This window comes from Nocardia colli (assembly GCF_008704205.1).
In the GTDB taxonomy this organism is placed as follows: domain Bacteria; phylum Actinomycetota; class Actinomycetes; order Mycobacteriales; family Mycobacteriaceae; genus Nocardia; species Nocardia colli.
The window spans coordinates 106,484-123,238 of sequence record NZ_VXLC01000029.1 but is presented as its reverse complement, the minus strand read 5'-3'; the positions used below and the strand labels follow the sequence as shown (position 1 = coordinate 123,238).

Below are 16,755 nucleotides of genomic sequence, written 5' to 3'. Positions count from 1 at the left end.
CGGTGGTAAACCCCGCGGCGGCGTTGTAGCATCAGGCCCCTTTGTCACTTCGTATGGCGGGACCAGAGCTTGACCAGTGGTATTCAGCGGACCCCCTCGGCCGCTCGGCGTGCGCGTTCCCGCCGGACCTCGGCGTCGCACTCACCCACACTCGCCGCGCTGCTCGCCTCGGCGGTGGAGCGCAATCCCGACGGCGTCGCAGCGGTGTGCGGGGACAGCTCGATCACCTACCGCCAACTCGACGCGCGCTCCGCGCAATTGGCGCGCACGTTGCTCGCCATGGGAGCCGGTCCGGAGACGGCGGTCGTGGTGGCGCTGCCCCGGTCGATCGATTCGGTGCTCGCGGTGTGGGCCGTGGCGAAGACCGGGGCCGCGTTCGTGCCGATCGATCCGGGACTGCCGCGCACGCGCATCCAGTTCCAGCTGACCGACTGCGCCGCCGAAATCGGGCTGACCACCAGCGAATCCGCGCCCGCGCTGCCGGCCGGGGCGCGCTGGCTCGCGATCGACGATCCCGAGTTCGTCGTGCGCACCTCGACGGAGTCGACCAACCCCATTTCCTATCTCGATCGTCCTGCGCTGCTGCGGATTTCGAATACCGCGTACGTGATCTACACGTCCGGTTCGACCGGCCGGCCGAAGGGTGTCGCGGTCACGCACGCCGGGCTGGCCGCGTTCTGTGCCGAGCAGATCGCCAGGTACTCGCTCACTCCGGACGCGCGCACCCTGCATTTCGCGTCGCCGAGCTTCGACGCCTCGGTGCTCGAGTTGCTGCTCGCGGTGGGGGCGGCCGCGACCATGGTGATCGTGCCGCCGACCGTGTACGGCGGTGCCGAGCTGGCGAGTCTGATCGCACGGCACCAGGTCAGCCATGCGTTCATGACGCCGTCGGCGCTGGCCTCGCTCGAACCGACCGGGCTGGATCTGCTGCGCGTGGTCGTCGTCGGTGGCGAAACCTGTTCCGCGCCACTGGTTCGCCGGTGGGCCGCGCCCGGTCGCCGGTTCTTCAACGGCTACGGCCCGACCGAGACCACCATCATGGTGGCGATCAGTTCGCCGCTGTCGCCGGATCGCCCCGTGACCATCGGGTCGGCGCTGTCCGGCATGAACTGCCGGGTGCTCGACAAGCGACTACGCCCGGTCGGGGTCGGTACCGCGGGCGAGCTGTATGTCTCCGGGCCCGGGCTGGCTCGCGGCTACCACGCTCGATCCGGGCTGACGGCGCAGCGTTTCCTGGCCGACCCGCACGGTGCGGCGGGCACCCGGATGTATCGGACCGGCGACATCGTGCGCCGGGGCACCGACGGCGAGCTCGAATACCTCGGGCGCAGCGACGATCAGGTCAAGGTCCGTGGTTTCCGGATCGAGCTCGGCGAGATCGAATCGGTGCTGGGGCGGCAGTCGGGGGTGCGGGCGGCGGTCACCGTCGATAGGCGGACCGCGGCGGGCGAGACCACGCTCGCGGCCTATGTCCAGGCCGAGCCGGGTCATCTGCTCGACACCGCCGATCTGACCAGCGCGTTGGCGCGTCTGCTGCCGCAGTACATGCTGCCCACCTCGATCACCGTGCTCGACCGGATTCCGTTGACGCCCACCGGAAAAGCGGATCGGGCGGCGCTGCGCCTGCGCGCGATCGAGCAGCTCGCCTGCCGGTCGCTGTCCGGTCCCGGCGAGGAGCTGATCGCCGAGGTATTCGCTCGAGTCCTGGGCCAGGATCAGCTGGGCGCGGACTCCGATTTCTTTGCCTCGGGCGGTAATTCGCTGCTCGCGACGCAGGTCGCGGCGCGGTTGAGCGAGACGTGGCAGGCGCGGATTCCGACCCGGTTGCTGTTCGATCATCCGACGGTGGCGGCGTTGGCGAAGGCGATCCAGGCGCAGCGGTTCGACAAGGGGCGGCCGGCGTTGCTCGCCCGGTCGAGGCCGGAGCGGGTGCCGTTGTCGCCGGCGCAGCTGCGGTTCTGGTTGCGCAATCAGTTCGATCCGGAATCGTCGGTGGACAACATCGGCTTCGCGCTGAACATGTCCGGCGATCTGGATATCGCGGTCTTGCGGGCAGCGTTCACCGATACCGTGGCGCGGCACGAGATTCTGCGCACGATGTATCCCGCTGATGCCACCGGGCCGCGGCAGCTGGCGCTCGAAACCGACAGTGTCGTTGCCGATTTCGCGGTCGAGGAGATGCCGACCGCGACGCCGGACGCGGTGGCCGAGCGCATCCGGGCCATCCTGTGGCGGGGTTTCGACGTGGCGAGCGAAGTGCCGCTGCGGGTTCGGCTGCTGCGGACGGCGAGCGAGTACGTGCTGGTGTGCGCGGTGCACCACATCTGCGCCGACGGTTCGTCGCTGGCCCCGCTGGCCCGGGACATCGCGCTTGCCTACACCGCGCGGTCCGCGGGAACCGCGCCGATGTGGCGGCCGCTGGAGATCCAGTACGCGGACTATGCGCTGTGGCAGCAAGAGTTGCTCGGTTCTCGCGAGGATCCGGATTCCATGCTGTCCCAGCAGCTTTCCTACTGGACCACGGAGCTGGCCGGGCTGCCGGACGAGCTCGATCTGCCGACCGATCGGACCCGGCCGAGTACCGCGTCGCTGCGGGGTGCGGCGACCCAGCGGCCGGTGCCGGCCAGCCTGCACCGCGAATTGCTCGCGGTCGCACGCGACCACAAGGCGACGCTGTTCATGGTGATGCGCTCGGCGCTGGCCGTGCTGCTGTCCCGGCTGTCCGGCAGCGCCGATGTGGCCATCGGGGTGCCGATGACCAATCGGGCCGAGGCGGCCCTGGACGAGTTGGTCGGCATGTTCGTCAACACGACGGTGTCGCGGACCCGGATCGATCTCGGCGAGAGCTTCGCCGCGCTGCTCGACCGGACGCGGGAGCGGGATCTGGCGAACTTCGCGCACTCGGAGGTGCCGTTCGAGCATGTCGTCGATGCGGTGAATCCGGTGCGGTCGCCGGGGCGGCATCCGCTGTATCAGGTCGGGTTCGCGTTCCAGAACTTCGGCAAGGCCAGCCTCGAGCTGCCCGGTCTCACGTTCTCCGGACTCGACGTGGATACCCGGACGGCGAAGACGGATCTGCATATCGCGGTGGTGGACGAGCATGCCGACGACGGCACGCCGGGCCACATCATCATTCGATTCAACTATGCCACCGACCTTTTCGACGAGCCGACGGTGCTGCGGTTCCTCGATGCCTATGTTCGGGTGCTGCATCAGGTGGCCGCCGATCCGGGCGGCGCGGTCGGTGACATCGATATGGTGCATCCGGATGAGCGGCGGCTGATCGAGTCCTGGTCGGCCGGAGCCGATCATGCGGTCGCGCCGGAGACGCTCGGCGCGGCGGTGCAGCGTCATGCCGAGGCGACGCCGGATGCCGTCGCTCTCGTCTTCGGGTCGGCGACGCAGACCTATGCGGAGTTGCGCGACAGGTGTAACCGGCTGGCGCGGTGGTTGATCGGGCAGGGTGTCGGCCCGGAGTCGGTCGTTGCGGTGGCCATGCGCCGGTCTCTCGATCAGGTTGTGGCGCTGTGCGCGATCGCCGAGGCGGGCGGTGCGTGGGTGCCGATCGATCCGGATCATCCGGCCGAGCGGATCGGGTATGTGCTGGATTCCGCTGCGCCGCAGTGTGTCTTGACCACGAGTGGAGACGGGTTCACCGTCACGGCGGCGCACGCCGTCGACACCCTCGATCTCACGCATCTGGATTCCACACCCGTGCGCCAAGACGAGCGACGTAGGCCGTTGCGCGGTGCGCATCCCGCGTACGTCATGTACACCTCCGGATCGACCGGACGCCCGAAGGGTGTCGTGATCAGCCACGAGGCGATCGTCAATCAGCTCGACTGGATGCAGCATCGGTACGGCGTCGGTGCCGCCGACATCTATTTGCAGAAGACCCCGGCGACGTTCGATGTATCGCTGTGGGGCTACTTCCTGCCGCTGCGCGCGGGTGCGCGGATGGTGATCGCCGGGCCGGACGATCATCGTGATCCAGCGGCGCTGTGCGGGTTGATCGCCACGCATCGGGTCACGCTCACCGATTTCGTGCCTACCATGCTGACCACGTTCGCCGGTCACGCCACCGGCGCCGAAGTAGCTTCGCTGCGTGCGGTTTTCGTGATCGGTGAGGCGCTCGCCCCGGAGACGGCGCGGGCGTTCGACGCGATCAGCCGCGCCGAGGTGCACAACCTGTACGGCCCGACGGAGGCCGCGGTCAGCATCACCGAGCACCAGGTCGATCCCGCCGATCCGGCGGCTACGGTGCCGATCGGTGTGCCGGAATGGAATTCGCGGGCCGTCGTCCTCGACGCGCGGTTGCGGCCGGTGCCGGTGGGTGCGGTCGGCGAACTGTATTTGGCCGGAGTGCAACTCGCGCGCGGCTATCACGGCGCGGCCGGGCTCACCGCCGGACGGTTCGTCGCGAACCCGGCCGAACCCGGTGCGCGCATGTATCGAACCGGGGACCTGGTGCGCTGGAACACGCGCGGGACGCTGGAGTACCTCGGACGCAGCGATTTCCAGGTGAAGGTGCGCGGGCACCGCATCGAGCTGGGCGATATCGAGACCGCGCTGCTCGCCAATCCTGCCGTCGCTCAGGCGGCCGTCGCCGTGAAGCCTTCCGAGGCCGGTGATCGTCTCGTCGGCTACGTGGTCGCCGCGCCCGATGCGGTGATCGACCCGAATGCACTGCGGCAGTCGGTATCTCAGGCGCTCCCCGCCTACATGGTGCCGTCGGCGGTGCTGCTACTCGATGCGTTGCCGGTCAACACCAGCGGCAAGCTCGACCGGGCCGCGCTCCCCCAGCCGGTCTTCGTCTCCCGGGACGGCGTCGCGCCGTCGACCGACCTCGAACGGGCCATCGCCGAGGTATTCGCCGAGGTCCTCGACGTCTCCCCGATCGGGATCACCGACGACTTCTTCGAACTCGGCGGCTCATCGCTGATGGCTTTCACCCTGCACCAACGGCTTTCGGCCCGGCTCGACTACGCGGTGCCGATGTCGGCACTGCTCAGCACGCCCACGGTGGGTGGCCTCGCCGCCCATCTCACCGGCACTGCGGAGCAGACCAAGGCGGCCACCCCGGCTGACGATGCCGTCCTCGACGCCGGAATCGATGGCCACAGTTGCCTGCCCGCGCACTCCGGCCCACCGCGCGAAGTGCTGCTGACCGGCGCGACCGGCTTCCTCGGCGCCCACCTGCTCCGAGAACTGCTGACGCGCACCGACGCCCGGGTGCTCTGCCTGGTTCGAGCCGATACCGCGGCGCAAGGTGTCGATCGGATCCGGCGGGCGCTGCACCGTTATCGCCTGTGGGACGACACCGTCGCAGCTCGGATCGTCGCTGTCCCAGGCGATCTCAGCGCACCGCGACTAGGGCTCTCCGAAGCCGACCATGCCCGGCTCGCCGAGACCGTGGACGTCATCCTGCACAACGGTGCCCGCGTCAATCACATCGACCCGTACGCACGGCTACGCACGGCCAACGTCGAGGGAACCCGGGACGTACTCCGCCTCGCGACGACACGACGGCTCAAGCCGGTGCATTTCGTCTCAACCCTCGGCACCACCGTCCCCACGACGGAGGCACCGGGAGTGATCGAAGAGAACGCCCGGCTCCGGGCCGACCAGCTCTCCGACAACGGTTACGTCACCTCCAAATGGGCTGCCGAAGAACTGGTCCGCCAAGCCGGCGAACGCGGCATCCCGATCGGCATCTACCGTCCGGGAACCATCAGCGGCGATCTGAAAGCCGGCGTGAACAGCGCCGACGACTCGTTCTGGAACATGGTCCGCGCCGCCGCGATCCTCGGCCTGGCACCGGATGTCGGCGACGCGACCGTCTCCCTCGTCCCGGTGACCTACGTGGCCCGCGCCATCGTCGAACTCGCGCTCCGGCCACGTTCGGAATCCGTGTACCACCTGGTCAACAAGACCCCGGTGACCGTGGGCGACATCTTCACCTGCCTGCGCTATCACGGACTCCCGGTGACCATCGCCCCGCTCGATACCGTCCGCGCCGCGCTCGCCGAGGAATCGCAGCGGCGCAACGCGATCGGCGACGATTCACTCGTTCGCGCCGCCTTGCTGAGCACCAACTACCTAGGCCTGGCGAACCTCGACTGGGGCGACGCGCACACCCGAAAAGCCCTCGCCGACACCGGGATCGACTGCCCGCCGATCACCGAAGCCGGACTCGACGCGTACATCCGGGAGTTCATCACCTCCGGCTTCCTGCCGTCCGGCCCTACTCCCGGAGCGGTGCTCCGCCCCACCGACGTGCGCTCAGCAGGTGGTGGGACCGGGATCGCCACCGGCGAGAACGGCGGTCAGCCATAGCAGCGACGGTTCGTAGCCGACCAGTTCGGCCGAAATATGTTCTGTCGCGGGAACTCTGAAGAAGCGGAGGTTCGCGCCCGCGGCACAGTAACGCTGCACGACGGGCTCGATGGCGGCGATGGGGATGATCGGGTCGGTCATGGAGTGCCACATCGCCACCGGGACGTCCGGGGTGTCCGCGTAGCCGAGACTGTCTCGATGCAAGACGTTTTGAATGTCGGGGTCGAGGAACGCCTTGGGGTCCTTCAAGTAGTTCTTCAGCGGCCGCCAAGCGCCGGTAGCGGCCGCGGTGTAGAGGCAGCGGTTGTCGATGTCGTGGACCAGGGTCATGCCGTCGGCGGTGAGGAACTTGTCGAGCGGGATCAAATCCGGGTATTCCCTGGACAATCCGATCAGCCAGATCCAGCCGACGAAATCTGCCTGGCCGGCCAGACCGGCGCCCGCGTCCATGGCGAACATGGTCATCGCGTGCTTGTCGCCGGGAACGCCGCCCTGGGCGCTGCCCTTGATCGGTAACTCGGGCGCGTAACTGCGGTGCAGTTCGGCGGCCCAGCCGGTGGCGCTGCCGCCGCCGGAGTAGCCCCACAGTCCGACCGGGGAATCGGCCAGGCCCAAGCCGCCACGACGGGTCGCGCGGACACCATCGAGGACCATTCGCCCTTCGCTCGGTGCGAGGGTAGTACTGGTCTTGCCGTTGAAGTCGGGAACCGACACCGCCATGCCCTCGCCGAGGAACTGGAGTAGCAGCTGGGTTTCCTTCATCGTTCCGGCGCGGACTGTGTGCGACGGGTTGCACGCCGGATCCAAGCCGTCGATCGCCTCTTGATAGGAGATGACCGGGCGCGGGCTGGGGCCCAGCCACGGGATGCCGGGGATCATGACCGTGGTCGCGGTGACGATCGGGCGGTCGCGGCTGTCGGTGCTGCGGTACAGGATCTGTTCGGTGTGCACCGGCGGCCACGGCACGGCCAGCAGATAGCTGGTCACCACGCGTTTGCGGATCACGTCGCCGTCGGCGTAGCGGTCGAGGTCGGCCGGGTCGTCGTACCACCGGTCGTCCTTGGGCATGGGCACGGGAATGACCGAGTAGATGTCGGTTTCGCGGGGCAGCGGCGGGAGCTGGTTCTCGTCGGGCCGCACCGGCCAGGCGGGCTGAGTGCCCACCTGGCCGGTGTTCGGCAGATCCGGTCCGGCGGTGGCCGGAGCGGCGACCGCGAGAGACAGAGCGAGCGTGAAACCTACGGTGCACGCGGCACGACAAGCACGGAGCACGGGCGGAGTACCTCTCAGGCGAAGATGACATCGAAGCCAGAAGCCGCTGCAGCAGCGGCCGCCAACCGGGACACCATCGAGCGCCCGACGGACCGAAAGAGGGTCTCAGTTCACACGACGGTCCGCGGACCTGTCACTACGCAACCGGCCAGGGTTTGCCCGCTGCCGCTGTGCACAGTGCATAAGCCGGTCAGGCGGTGGCCGGGCGAAACCGCAGGTGCTGGCCGGGGCGTAGCTGCGCGAGCAGGTCGACGTCGGCGGTGACGACGGTCCCGATCACCGGGTAGCCGCCGGTGATCGGGTGATCGGCGAGGAACACCACCGGTTCACCGCTCGGCTGCACCTGGATGGCGCCGAGCGGCATGCCCTCGGTGGGCAGCTCCTTGTCGTTGATCCGGGTCAGGGGCGTCTCGTCGCCGACCCGGGCCAACCGGACGCCGACCCGGTCGGCTCGGTCGGTCATCGCCCAGGTGCCGGTGAACAGCGACTGCGGATCAGTGAACCAGTCGTCTCGCGGCCCGAGTTGCACCCGGACGGTGACAACCCCGGGGTTCATCGAGAGCACCGGCGCCACAGCAACATTCGGCCACGGCAACTCGTCCGCCGCGCCCGCACTCAGCTGCTCGCCTTCGGCCAGCGGCTCCGGGCCGAGTCCGGCGAGGGTGTCCCGGCTGCGCGAGCCGAGCACCTCGTCCGCGGCGATGCCGCCGCGCACCGCGACGTACACGCGCAACCCGGCGGCGGCCAGGCCGAGCCTCAGCCGCTGCCCGGTGCGCAGCGCCAGCACGGACGCGTTGGCCTGCGCCACACCGTCCACGGTGATCGGCGCGTCGGCACCGGTCACCGCGAGCAGCACCGGCGCCTCGGCGACGAGTTCCAGTCCGCCGAGCAAGGTTTCGATGCCCGCGGCGTCTTCCGGATTGCCGACCAATCGATTCGCCAGCTTCAGCGAACCTCGATCGGCCGCACCGGAAACCCCGACGCCGACCGAGAACCAGCCGGGCCTGCCGAGGTCCTGGATGGTGCTCAGCGGACCCGCGTCGAGAACCCGCAATACGGTGCGACAAGTCGAACTCATTGCGCCCCTTCGTCGATGAACCGGACCCGGGTGCCGGGGCGCAGCAGCGACGGCTCGGCCCGGTCGAGGTCCCACATCCGGAGGTCGGTGGTGCCGATGAGCTGCCAGCCGCCGGGTGAACGCCGAGGATAGACGGCGCTGTACCCGTCGGCCAAGGCCACCGAGCCCGCGGGCACGGCGGTCCGCGACTCCGTGCGGCGCGGTACGGCCAGTCCGGATCCGCTGGATTCGAGATAGCCGAAGCCCGGGGCGAATCCGATGAACGAGCACCGCCACACCGCCCGGGTGTGCGCGGCGATCAGTTCGGCGACCGAGATGGCCAACAGTGCCGCAACACTTTCCAGATCCGGCCCGTCGTAACGGACCGGGATGACGCACACCGCCTCCGGTTCCGCCTCGACCGCTCCGGCACCCTGCACACTCCGGAACAGTTGCCGCAGTCGCTCTTCAACGGCCCGAACGTCTGCGGTCTCGCCGGTGGTGACCAGAACGGTCTGCGCCGCGGGCAGCACATCGTCTACGCCGACCGGCAATTCGCGCCGCAGCAGGTCGATGAACGCGACCAGATCGGCGTGCCGGTCGGGCGCGACGAGCAGCGACCGGTCCCCCGCGGGCAGGATACGCAGCGGTGCCGTCGGCACGGTGAGCGCGGACATCGATACCCCCTCAGGCCAATTCGCGGCCGCGGGTCTCCGGCAGGCCGAACAACGCGATCACCGCGAGGACGTAGCCGAAGGCGCCGAACATCATCGCACCGGCCAGTCCCAGCGTCGTGGAGGCCAGAAACCCGACGACCGTGGGGAATATCGCGCCGACGCCGCGACCGAAGTTGTAGGTGAAGCCCTGCCCGGTGCCGCGCGACGCGGTCGGGTACAACTCGGACAGGAACGAGCCGAAGCTGGAGAAGATTGCGGCGGTACAGAATCCGAGCGGGAAGCCGAGGATCAGCACCATGGTGTTCGCGCCCTCCGGCACCTGGATGTAGGCGACCATGAAGGCGACCGACAACACGGCGAAGAGCTGGATGGTGCGTTTGCGGCCGATCCGGTCTGCGAGGATGCCGCCGGTGACGTAACCGAGCAACGCGCCGCCGATCAGCATGAACAGATAGCCGCCGGTCCCAACGACATTCAGATGCCTGCTCTTCTTCAGATAGGTCGGCAGCCAGGTCGCGAGGGTGTAGTAGCCGCCCTGCACACCGGTGGCCAGCACCGAGGCGAACAGCGTCGTCCGGACCAGATCGCGCCGGAAGATCGCCGCGAACGAACCGGCTCGCTTGCCCGCGGATTCGCGCCGCTGCGTGACGGTTTCGGAGTCGGTCAGGTTGCGCCGCACCCAGATGATCAGCAGCGCGGGCAGCGCGCCGGTCCAGAACAGCACCCGCCAGGCCAGATCCTCGCTGACGAACTGGAACACCAGGGTGTAGACCAGCACCGCCAGGCCCCAGCCGACCGCCCAGGCGCTCTGTACATAGGCCACCGTCCGGCCCCGATATCTGGTCTGCGCGTACTCGGCGACCAGGATCGCGCCGGCCGCCCATTCACCGCCGAAGCCGAGGCCCTGGAACGCGCGGAAGACCAGCAGCGTCTCGAAGTTGGGCGCGAAGCCGCACAGCACCGTGAACAGGGTGTAGGTGGCGACGGTGAGTTGCAGCGTGCGCACGCGCCCGATCTTGTCGGCCAGCACGCCGGCCAGCGCGCCACCGAGTGCGGACACCAGCAGCGTCACCGTGGTCAGCAGGCCCGCCTTGCCCGAGCTGATCACGAAGTAGGAGGAAATGGCGCCCAGCGCCAGCGGCAGAACCTGGAAATCGTAGGCATCCAAGCCATATCCGCCGAACGCGCCGAGGAAGGCCTTCTTGCCTTTGGCGCTGAGGGTGCGGAACCAGTCGAAGGGTTGCGACTTCTCGGCGGGGTCCACCGGGAGGTCTGTGGAAAGGCTCATGGATGCCTCGCAATGCTCGAGCTCAGGAGAGCGACGTACGTCACAGTAGCGTACGGATCGTTGAACGATTCTGCAATCCTAAAGTTGGATCGTCGGCTGGCCATTCGATCCCTGAGTTATGCTCGAACGGCAAAGCCACTGGTCCGCGGAGGTTTGGATGACGACACCGGTAGATCGGCCCGATCCCGTCTACACGGCCCTTTCCGAACACAAGGGACTGCTCACCCGGTCCAGCCGGAGTTCGCAGACCGCCGACATCGTTCGCGCGAGCATCCTGGACGGGTCACTGCGGCCGGGTCAACGGTTGTCCGAGCCGGATATCTGTGCGGCGCTGGGTGTTTCGCGCAATACGCTGCGCGAGGCGTTCCGTTCGCTGATCGAGGAGCGGCTGGTCAACCACGAGCTCAATCGCGGTGCGTTCGTGCGCATTCCGACCTCCGCGGATGTCGCGGAGCTCTATCAGTGCCGCCGGGTCGTCGAGGGCGCGGCGGTGCACGGATTCGGCAGCGATCAGGACCCGGCCGAGCTGACCGCCGCCCTGGCGCACGCGGACGCGTGTGCGACGCAACAGGATTGGACCGGGGTGGGCACGGCCGACATCGACTTCCACAAGGCGATCGCCGCGCTCAACCGGAGCAAGCGGCTGGATCAGATGATGGCGAGCGTGTGGAACGAATTGCGGCTGGTGTTCCATGTGATGGCCGATCCGCTCACCTTCCACGAGCCCTATCTGGCCCGCAATCACGAGATCTACGCGGCGATGATCGCCGGACGGTCCGTCGAGGCGGAGCGGATGCTCGCCGACTACCTCACCGACGCCGAGTCCCATATCCGCGGCGCGTACACCCAGATCGTCGCCTGACCCCTCGGTTCGTCGCAGTGTGAGCGCAATCCTGGCGACCGGAGGGTTCGCCGAGGAGAGTGGGACGACTTGTCCCGCGTGTCTCGTGCCGAGAGAGGTCGTCATGTCCGACAGCAGTGCGCAGTTCCGGCCGATCGAATCGTTGCTCGAACAGACCGCGGCCGCACTCGGAGTGCGGTCGGTACTGGTGATGCGGTCCACGCCGACGCATATGGCGGTCGAGGCGACCGCCGGTGCGGCGGAAGTCCACTACACGGTCGGCGCGGAAGGCAAGAAAGGCGCGGCGTTCGCGGAGGCGCAGGAGCTGTATTGCGAACGGGTCGTGGACAACGATGCCGAACTGTTCGTGCGTGATTCGCGCGCGGACCCGGGCTTCGCGGGCAACGAGGACGAGGTGGAGTTCGGGCTGGTCAACTATCTCGGGTTAGCGGTGCACAATCCGGACGGCAGCGTCTACGGGACGGTCTGTGTGCTCGACGACCACGTGCGCGATTACACCCCGCAAGAGCGCGCGCGGCTGGCGGAGCTGCGCGCGGCGGCCGAGCGAGCGCTCGCCGATCCGCGTCCCTGACCATGCTCTGACCACGTGTTCTGCGAAGCAGACCGCTCAGTCGTAGGATCAATTCTGGTTACCGCTCGACCCTTTATCGACAGCAGCGTTATTGCCAGGCCGACACAGTGGTTCGCGTGCTTCGTTACCGGGACTGCTTGTCGCACAGGTCATTCGAAGACTTCGAGGAGAGCAGCATGCGTACCGAAGGTGATACCTGGGACATCGTCAGCAGCGTCGGGATGACCGCGCTGTTCGTGGCGGCCGTGCGGGCGGCCGAGTCGAAACAGCCGGACGCTCTGGTCCGCGACGAATTCGCCGCGCTGTTCGTCGCGGCGGCCGGCGATCCGGACACGAATCGACTGGTCAACGAGCCGGAACTGTGGACGGACAGTCCGCTCGGCAGCGAATTCATGGGACTGCGCAGCAAGTTCTTCGACAACCACTTTCTCGCCGCGACCGAGAACGGCGTGCGGCAGGCGGTGATTCTGGCCGCCGGACTCGACGCTCGCGCCTATCGCCTGGACTGGCCGCAGGGCATGGTGGTCTACGAGATCGACCAACCCAAGGTGCTGGAATTCAAGGGGCAGGTACTCGCCGACGCGGACGCCACCCCGAAGGCCGACCGCCGGGAGGTGGCCGTGGACCTCCGGGAAGATTGGCCGGCGGCACTCATCGAGGAAGGCTTCGACCCGGCCCGGCCCACAGTGTGGTCGGCCGAGGGTCTGCTCCCGTATCTGCCCGGCGCCGCACAGGACGCGCTGTTCGCGCGCATCGATCAGCTTTCCGCGCCGGGCAGCAGCGTCGCCTGCGACGCCTTCGACCCCGACGTGGACTTCGAACAGCTCGCCGGCTTCCGGGAGGAGCGACTGCGAGACACACCCTTCGGCAAGTTGGACATCACCGACCTGCTGTATACCGACGATCGCGCGGATCCGTCCGAGTGGCTGACGAAGCAAGGCTGGACCGCGGCCGGCGCGTCACCCGAGGAACTGGCCGAGCGGTACGACCGGCCGTTCACCGCGGTGCAAGAGGAGTTCGCCCAAATGTTCAACCGCGTCAAGTATTTGACGGCCGTCAAGCCGTCCTGAGCGCACCAGGGGCTGCCGCGATCGGGCGGCAGCCCTGCGGTTACGCCGCGCCCGCGATCAGGGTGGCGGCGAGGGTACCCGCGCCGGGACCGGTCAGCTGCGCGGCCGCCACAGTCCGGCCGGTCGCGAGCATCAGCAGCACGCCGGCGGTTCCTTCGACGCGCAGGCCGTCACCGGCCGACCAGTCGATGTCGGTCGCGACGAGGCGATAGCCCGTCAATCGCTCCTCGATGCCGAACCGGGAACCCGTGGCCCACACCCGATTCAGCGATTCCCGCGCCGGAATGGACGGCATCTCACGGGTGAGGCCGAGCGGCATCGCGATGTCCTGGACGTGCACCAGCATGTCCAACAGCCGGTCGGTGGGGACGGTGCCGACCGGGAAGAACCGCGACGGCACGCTGGCCCGCAGCTCCGCGTGCAGCTGCCGGGTGCTGACGCTGTCCGCGTGCCGAATGGCGGTGTCGCGCAACGCCCCGTGCACGCTGCCGCCGGCCCGGATCAGGTTGATCAGGATCCAGCCGAGGTTCGCGCGGGTGCACAGCACCACGTGCGCGACCACGTCGCGGACCCGCCAATCCGCGCACAGGGATTGATGATTCCAGTCCGATTCGGTGCGGTCGGCGAGCAGGTCGGCCATGGTCTGTCGCTCGGCGGCGACGGCGCGCCAGATGTCCTCGTCCGTCATGGTTTCGATGTGGTTCATAGCTCAAACCTCTCGTTCGAAGTTCCACTACCGTAAGAACTCCACTCAAGTGGAGGTGCAAGTTGATGTGACCGAGGACACACTTCACGCCCCGGTGAGTATCGGCGAGTTGGCGCGCCGCACCGGCGTGCCCGTGCGCACGATCCGCTTCTACTGCGACAGCGGGGTTCTGGAGTCGCGTCGCAGCGGCGGCGGTCATCGAGTGTTCGACCCGGCCGCGGCGGACCGGCTGCTGCTGGTTCGCCGGTTGCGCGCGATGGGATTGCCGCTGGCCGCGATCATGCGGGTGCTGGACGGTAGCGAGTCGATCAGCGAGGTCGCCGCCGCGGAACGGGCCGCGCTCGACGCGGAGCTCGAGGCGCTGCGCTGGCGCCGGGCGACGCTGCTGGCCATCGAGAGCGCGCCGCCGCAGGAGCGGGCGCGCCGGCTGGAACTGCTTGCCCGCGTGCATGACCGGAGTGTGGTGATCGACAGCGTGGTCGCGTTCTGGCGGCCGATTCTCGGGCCGCTGCCGCAGGAGGAGTTCGATTCGTTCATCGACATGAACGTCCCGCCGATGCCGAGCGAACCCGGACCCGCGCAGGTGGTCGCGTGTGCCGAGCTCACCGCGCTCACCACCGATCCGCAGGTCAAAACGGCGATGAAGCAGCAGATCTGGCGCTCGGATCGGGATCGGATCAGCGATCGGCTGCAATTCGTCACCTCGGTCGCGGGGGCGTTCGAAGTCGCGGCGCCGATGGTCGCCGCGCACGAAAGTCCGCACCCGGGAGCCGAACTCGACCAGTACGTGCATGCGCACGCGGCGGCCAGGTGCGAACGGGACACGCCCCGATTCCGGCGCGCGCTGCTCACCACCGGTGGGACGGATACCGATCCGCGGCTGCATCGCTTCTGGCGGCTCACGGCCGACATCACCGGCACGGAGACCACGGTCGGCGCGGTCCATTACTGGTTGCTGGACGCGCTGCGGCAGACCGTCTAGAGCCGCTCGCGCAAAGCCCGGGTTTCGGGCAATCACGAAGCGGCTGAAGACTTATGGAGTTGTGGGCTAGCGGTCGCGGCCGGCCGCGGGGGTGGACGTCTTGCGGCTGGTCCGGGCGCGGCGGCGGGCGGCCTGCAACTCGGCGAGTTCCTGTTCGAGGATCTCGGCGATGCGGAACTGGCCGGTGTCGTGGATCTCCGGGGTGGCCGGAGTGTCCTTGGCGGCCTTATCGGTTGCGGTGGTCGCCTTTTCGTCGGCCGCGGGCTGCCGCTTGATCGCGGCGGTCGTTGCGGATGCGGCGGCGGTCGCGGACGAGCGGTCGGCCGGGGCGGCGACCTTGTCCGCGGCGGGCTTGACCGGCTTGGCCGGGGTGGCCTGCGCGGCGATCTTGGTCGGCGTGGCCGGCTTCGGGGCCGCCGGGGCGACGACCGGCTTGGTGGCGGCCGGGGTAGCGGGCTTGGCCGGCGCGCCGGCGCCGTTCGCCGGGGTGATCGGCTTGCTGTCGACTCCGTTGTGCTGCTCGCCGTTCACCGGCTTGCTCTTCGCGACCGGCTCGTCGGCCGGGACCGGCTTGGAAGTGCTGGTCGCGGAGCCGTTTTCGGACTTCGACACCGGCCGGGTCTCGGCCGTGCGGTCGGACAGGTCGCTGCCGAGGGTGGCGGCGGCCACGACCTTCGCCGACGGCGCCGGGGCGGCCGAACGGAAGGCGGACCGGGCCGGGGCCGGGGGCTCGGGCGCCGTGTCGTCCTCGTCGGCGATCAGGACGGTCGGCGCGTCCTCGATCTCGGGATCGACGATGCCGGCCGGGGCCGCGTTCAGTTCCGCGAGCGGATCCGGTTCGGCCTCGACGGTCAGCTCGGCGAACGCGTTGGACGCCATCATCTCGGCCGCGGCTGGACGGCGCATCCGGTAGCTGGCCAGGTTGGGCAGCGTGCGGCGGATCTGCTCGGCCGGGTCGGGCAGATCCCGGACCTGGTCGGTGGCGCGGTGGATGGCGAGGCCGTAGCGTGCGCTGGCGGCGTCGTGGATGAGCAGCGAGACGCCGATCATCACCGGCGCGACCGCGTGCACCGCGGCGTCGTACCAGTGCTCGGCGCGCAGGTACGGATACGTGTTCAGGGTGACGGTCAGCCCGAGCAGGGCGACCTCGGCGGCGACAACCTGCTTGCGGTTGTCGACGACGCCCCACTCGGCCACCTTGTTGGTGCCGATCATGATGATGATCAGGCAGACGCTGATCATGCCTTCCAGCAGGTAGCTGAACCAGTACAGCGGGTCACCGGGACCGCCGGGCGCGATGTTGTGCTGGACGTTGACCGCGGACCACAGCATGCCCGCGGCGACGACACCGGCCAGCGCCCGCAGTGACCAGGCGCGGTGCCGATATAGGGAGGCCAGTTTGGCATGCGGGCTCGACTCACGACGCTGGGCGGCAATTGCCTTGCGGGCCACCAGTAGATCTCGCATGTCGGCCTTCTCGATCGCTTCGGTGGTCTGCCTGGCGCGGTCGGCCGCTCCCGCGGCGGCTTGAGCCTCTTTCCAGCGCTGACCACGGTCTTGCCCGCGGATCTTCTCGGCGAGCTCGCGTTCGGCTAGCAGCTCGTCCTCGGACAGCGCTTCGGTCAACGCGGGATCGAATTGGTATGCCAGCCGGCCACGGGCCTTCTCGACCCGCCGCGCCAGCTGTGTGACCTCGTCCTCAATGGGATGCTGGATGGTCATTTCGGCTCCAAGAGGAGATTCGATGGCAGACAAGTGATCACGCGTGGGAAGGCTACATCGCATTCGCCGTCGACGCACCGTTGCCAGCGAAAACCGTCGATTTGCCGGGAGAATGCGGCGTGCCGCGAACGCGTTTCCTGGATGATCATAGAACAGGCACGACGATCCGCAACCGCAGAGTTGCCGATGTCCGGCGGCGGCTCCGAGTGTCT

Annotated in this window: 11 protein-coding genes; 5 read left to right on the top strand and 6 right to left on the bottom strand. The window is 68.5% G+C overall.

The window, feature by feature from the left end:
- The first annotated feature begins 69 nt into the window (after positions 1-69).
- Entirely contained in the window at positions 70-6,336 is a 6,267-nt protein-coding gene (locus tag F3087_RS39360) for a non-ribosomal peptide synthetase (protein WP_150407252.1), read from the top strand.
- Here F3087_RS39360 and F3087_RS39355 read toward each other — a convergent pair.
- The 4 genes from F3087_RS39355 to F3087_RS39340 form a co-directional block, all read right to left on the bottom strand.
- Positions 6,283-7,608 (bottom strand): lipase family protein, encoded by a 1,326-nt coding sequence (locus F3087_RS39355; protein ID WP_150407251.1) that lies wholly within the window; start codon positions 7,606-7,608, stop codon positions 6,283-6,285. The genes F3087_RS39360 and F3087_RS39355 overlap by 54 nt on opposite strands.
- Positions 7,609-7,798: 190 nt before the next feature.
- Positions 7,799-8,686 carry a 5-oxoprolinase subunit C family protein gene (locus F3087_RS39350; protein WP_150407250.1) on the bottom strand — a complete coding sequence of 296 codons (888 nt, stop codon included), beginning with the start codon at positions 8,684-8,686 and terminating at the stop codon, positions 7,799-7,801.
- Positions 8,683-9,342 (bottom strand): 5-oxoprolinase subunit B family protein, encoded by a 660-nt coding sequence (locus tag F3087_RS39345; protein ID WP_150407249.1) that lies wholly within the window; start codon positions 9,340-9,342, stop codon positions 8,683-8,685. The genes F3087_RS39350 and F3087_RS39345 overlap by 4 nt, the downstream gene beginning before the upstream one ends.
- A 10-nt stretch (positions 9,343-9,352) precedes the next feature.
- Positions 9,353-10,630, bottom strand: coding sequence for an MFS transporter (locus F3087_RS39340; RefSeq protein ID WP_150407248.1), 1,278 nt, complete (start codon positions 10,628-10,630; stop codon positions 9,353-9,355).
- A 157-nt stretch (positions 10,631-10,787) separates the two neighbouring features.
- Between F3087_RS39340 and F3087_RS39335 the strand changes: the two genes are divergently transcribed.
- The 3 genes from F3087_RS39335 to F3087_RS39325 all read left to right on the top strand — a co-directional run bounded on the left by F3087_RS39335 (position 10,788) and on the right by F3087_RS39325 (position 13,133).
- Positions 10,788-11,492, top strand: a complete 705-nt coding sequence (locus F3087_RS39335; RefSeq protein WP_150407247.1) for a GntR family transcriptional regulator — start codon at positions 10,788-10,790, stop codon at positions 11,490-11,492.
- A gap of 103 nt (positions 11,493-11,595) precedes the next feature.
- Entirely contained in the window at positions 11,596-12,063 is a 468-nt protein-coding gene (locus F3087_RS39330) for a GAF domain-containing protein (RefSeq protein WP_150407246.1), read from the top strand.
- A gap of 176 nt (positions 12,064-12,239) precedes the next feature.
- Positions 12,240-13,133 (top strand): class I SAM-dependent methyltransferase, encoded by an 894-nt coding sequence (locus F3087_RS39325; RefSeq protein WP_150407245.1) that lies wholly within the window; start codon positions 12,240-12,242, stop codon positions 13,131-13,133.
- Positions 13,134-13,173: 40 nt separating this feature from the next.
- Here F3087_RS39325 and F3087_RS39320 read toward each other — a convergent pair whose 3' ends face one another.
- Positions 13,174-13,839, bottom strand: coding sequence for a maleylpyruvate isomerase family mycothiol-dependent enzyme (locus F3087_RS39320; protein WP_150407244.1), 666 nt, complete (start codon positions 13,837-13,839; stop codon positions 13,174-13,176).
- 67 nt (positions 13,840-13,906) lie between these two features.
- On the opposite strand from F3087_RS39320, the gene F3087_RS39315 reads away from it, so the two are divergent.
- Positions 13,907-14,821 carry a MerR family transcriptional regulator gene (locus F3087_RS39315; protein WP_223885692.1) on the top strand — a complete coding sequence of 305 codons (915 nt, stop codon included), beginning with the start codon at positions 13,907-13,909 and terminating at the stop codon, positions 14,819-14,821.
- Positions 14,822-14,887: 66 nt separating this feature from the next.
- Here F3087_RS39315 and F3087_RS39310 read toward each other — a convergent pair whose 3' ends face one another.
- Positions 14,888-16,543 carry a hypothetical protein gene (locus F3087_RS39310; RefSeq protein ID WP_150407242.1) on the bottom strand — a complete coding sequence of 552 codons (1,656 nt, stop codon included), beginning with the start codon at positions 16,541-16,543 and terminating at the stop codon, positions 14,888-14,890.
- Positions 16,544-16,755: the final 212 nt, after the last annotated feature.

What these genes read in the sequence shown, in the direction of transcription:
- F3087_RS39325 (WP_150407245.1), top strand. Translation starts at nt 12,240, where the DNA reads ATGCGTACCGAAGGTGATACCTGGGACATCGTCAGCAGCGTCGGGATG.
- F3087_RS39330 (WP_150407246.1), top strand. Translation starts at nt 11,596, where the DNA reads ATGTCCGACAGCAGTGCGCAGTTCCGGCCGATCGAATCGTTGCTCGAA.
- F3087_RS39310 (WP_150407242.1), bottom strand. Translation starts at nt 16,543, where the DNA reads ATGACCATCCAGCATCCCATTGAGGACGAGGTCACACAGCTGGCGCGG.
- F3087_RS39340 (WP_150407248.1), bottom strand. Translation starts at nt 10,630, where the DNA reads ATGAGCCTTTCCACAGACCTCCCGGTGGACCCCGCCGAGAAGTCGCAA.
- F3087_RS39345 (WP_150407249.1), bottom strand. Translation starts at nt 9,342, where the DNA reads ATGTCCGCGCTCACCGTGCCGACGGCACCGCTGCGTATCCTGCCCGCG.
- F3087_RS39350 (WP_150407250.1), bottom strand. Translation starts at nt 8,686, where the DNA reads ATGAGTTCGACTTGTCGCACCGTATTGCGGGTTCTCGACGCGGGTCCG.
- F3087_RS39320 (WP_150407244.1), bottom strand. Translation starts at nt 13,839, where the DNA reads ATGAACCACATCGAAACCATGACGGACGAGGACATCTGGCGCGCCGTC.
- F3087_RS39335 (WP_150407247.1), top strand. Translation starts at nt 10,788, where the DNA reads ATGACGACACCGGTAGATCGGCCCGATCCCGTCTACACGGCCCTTTCC.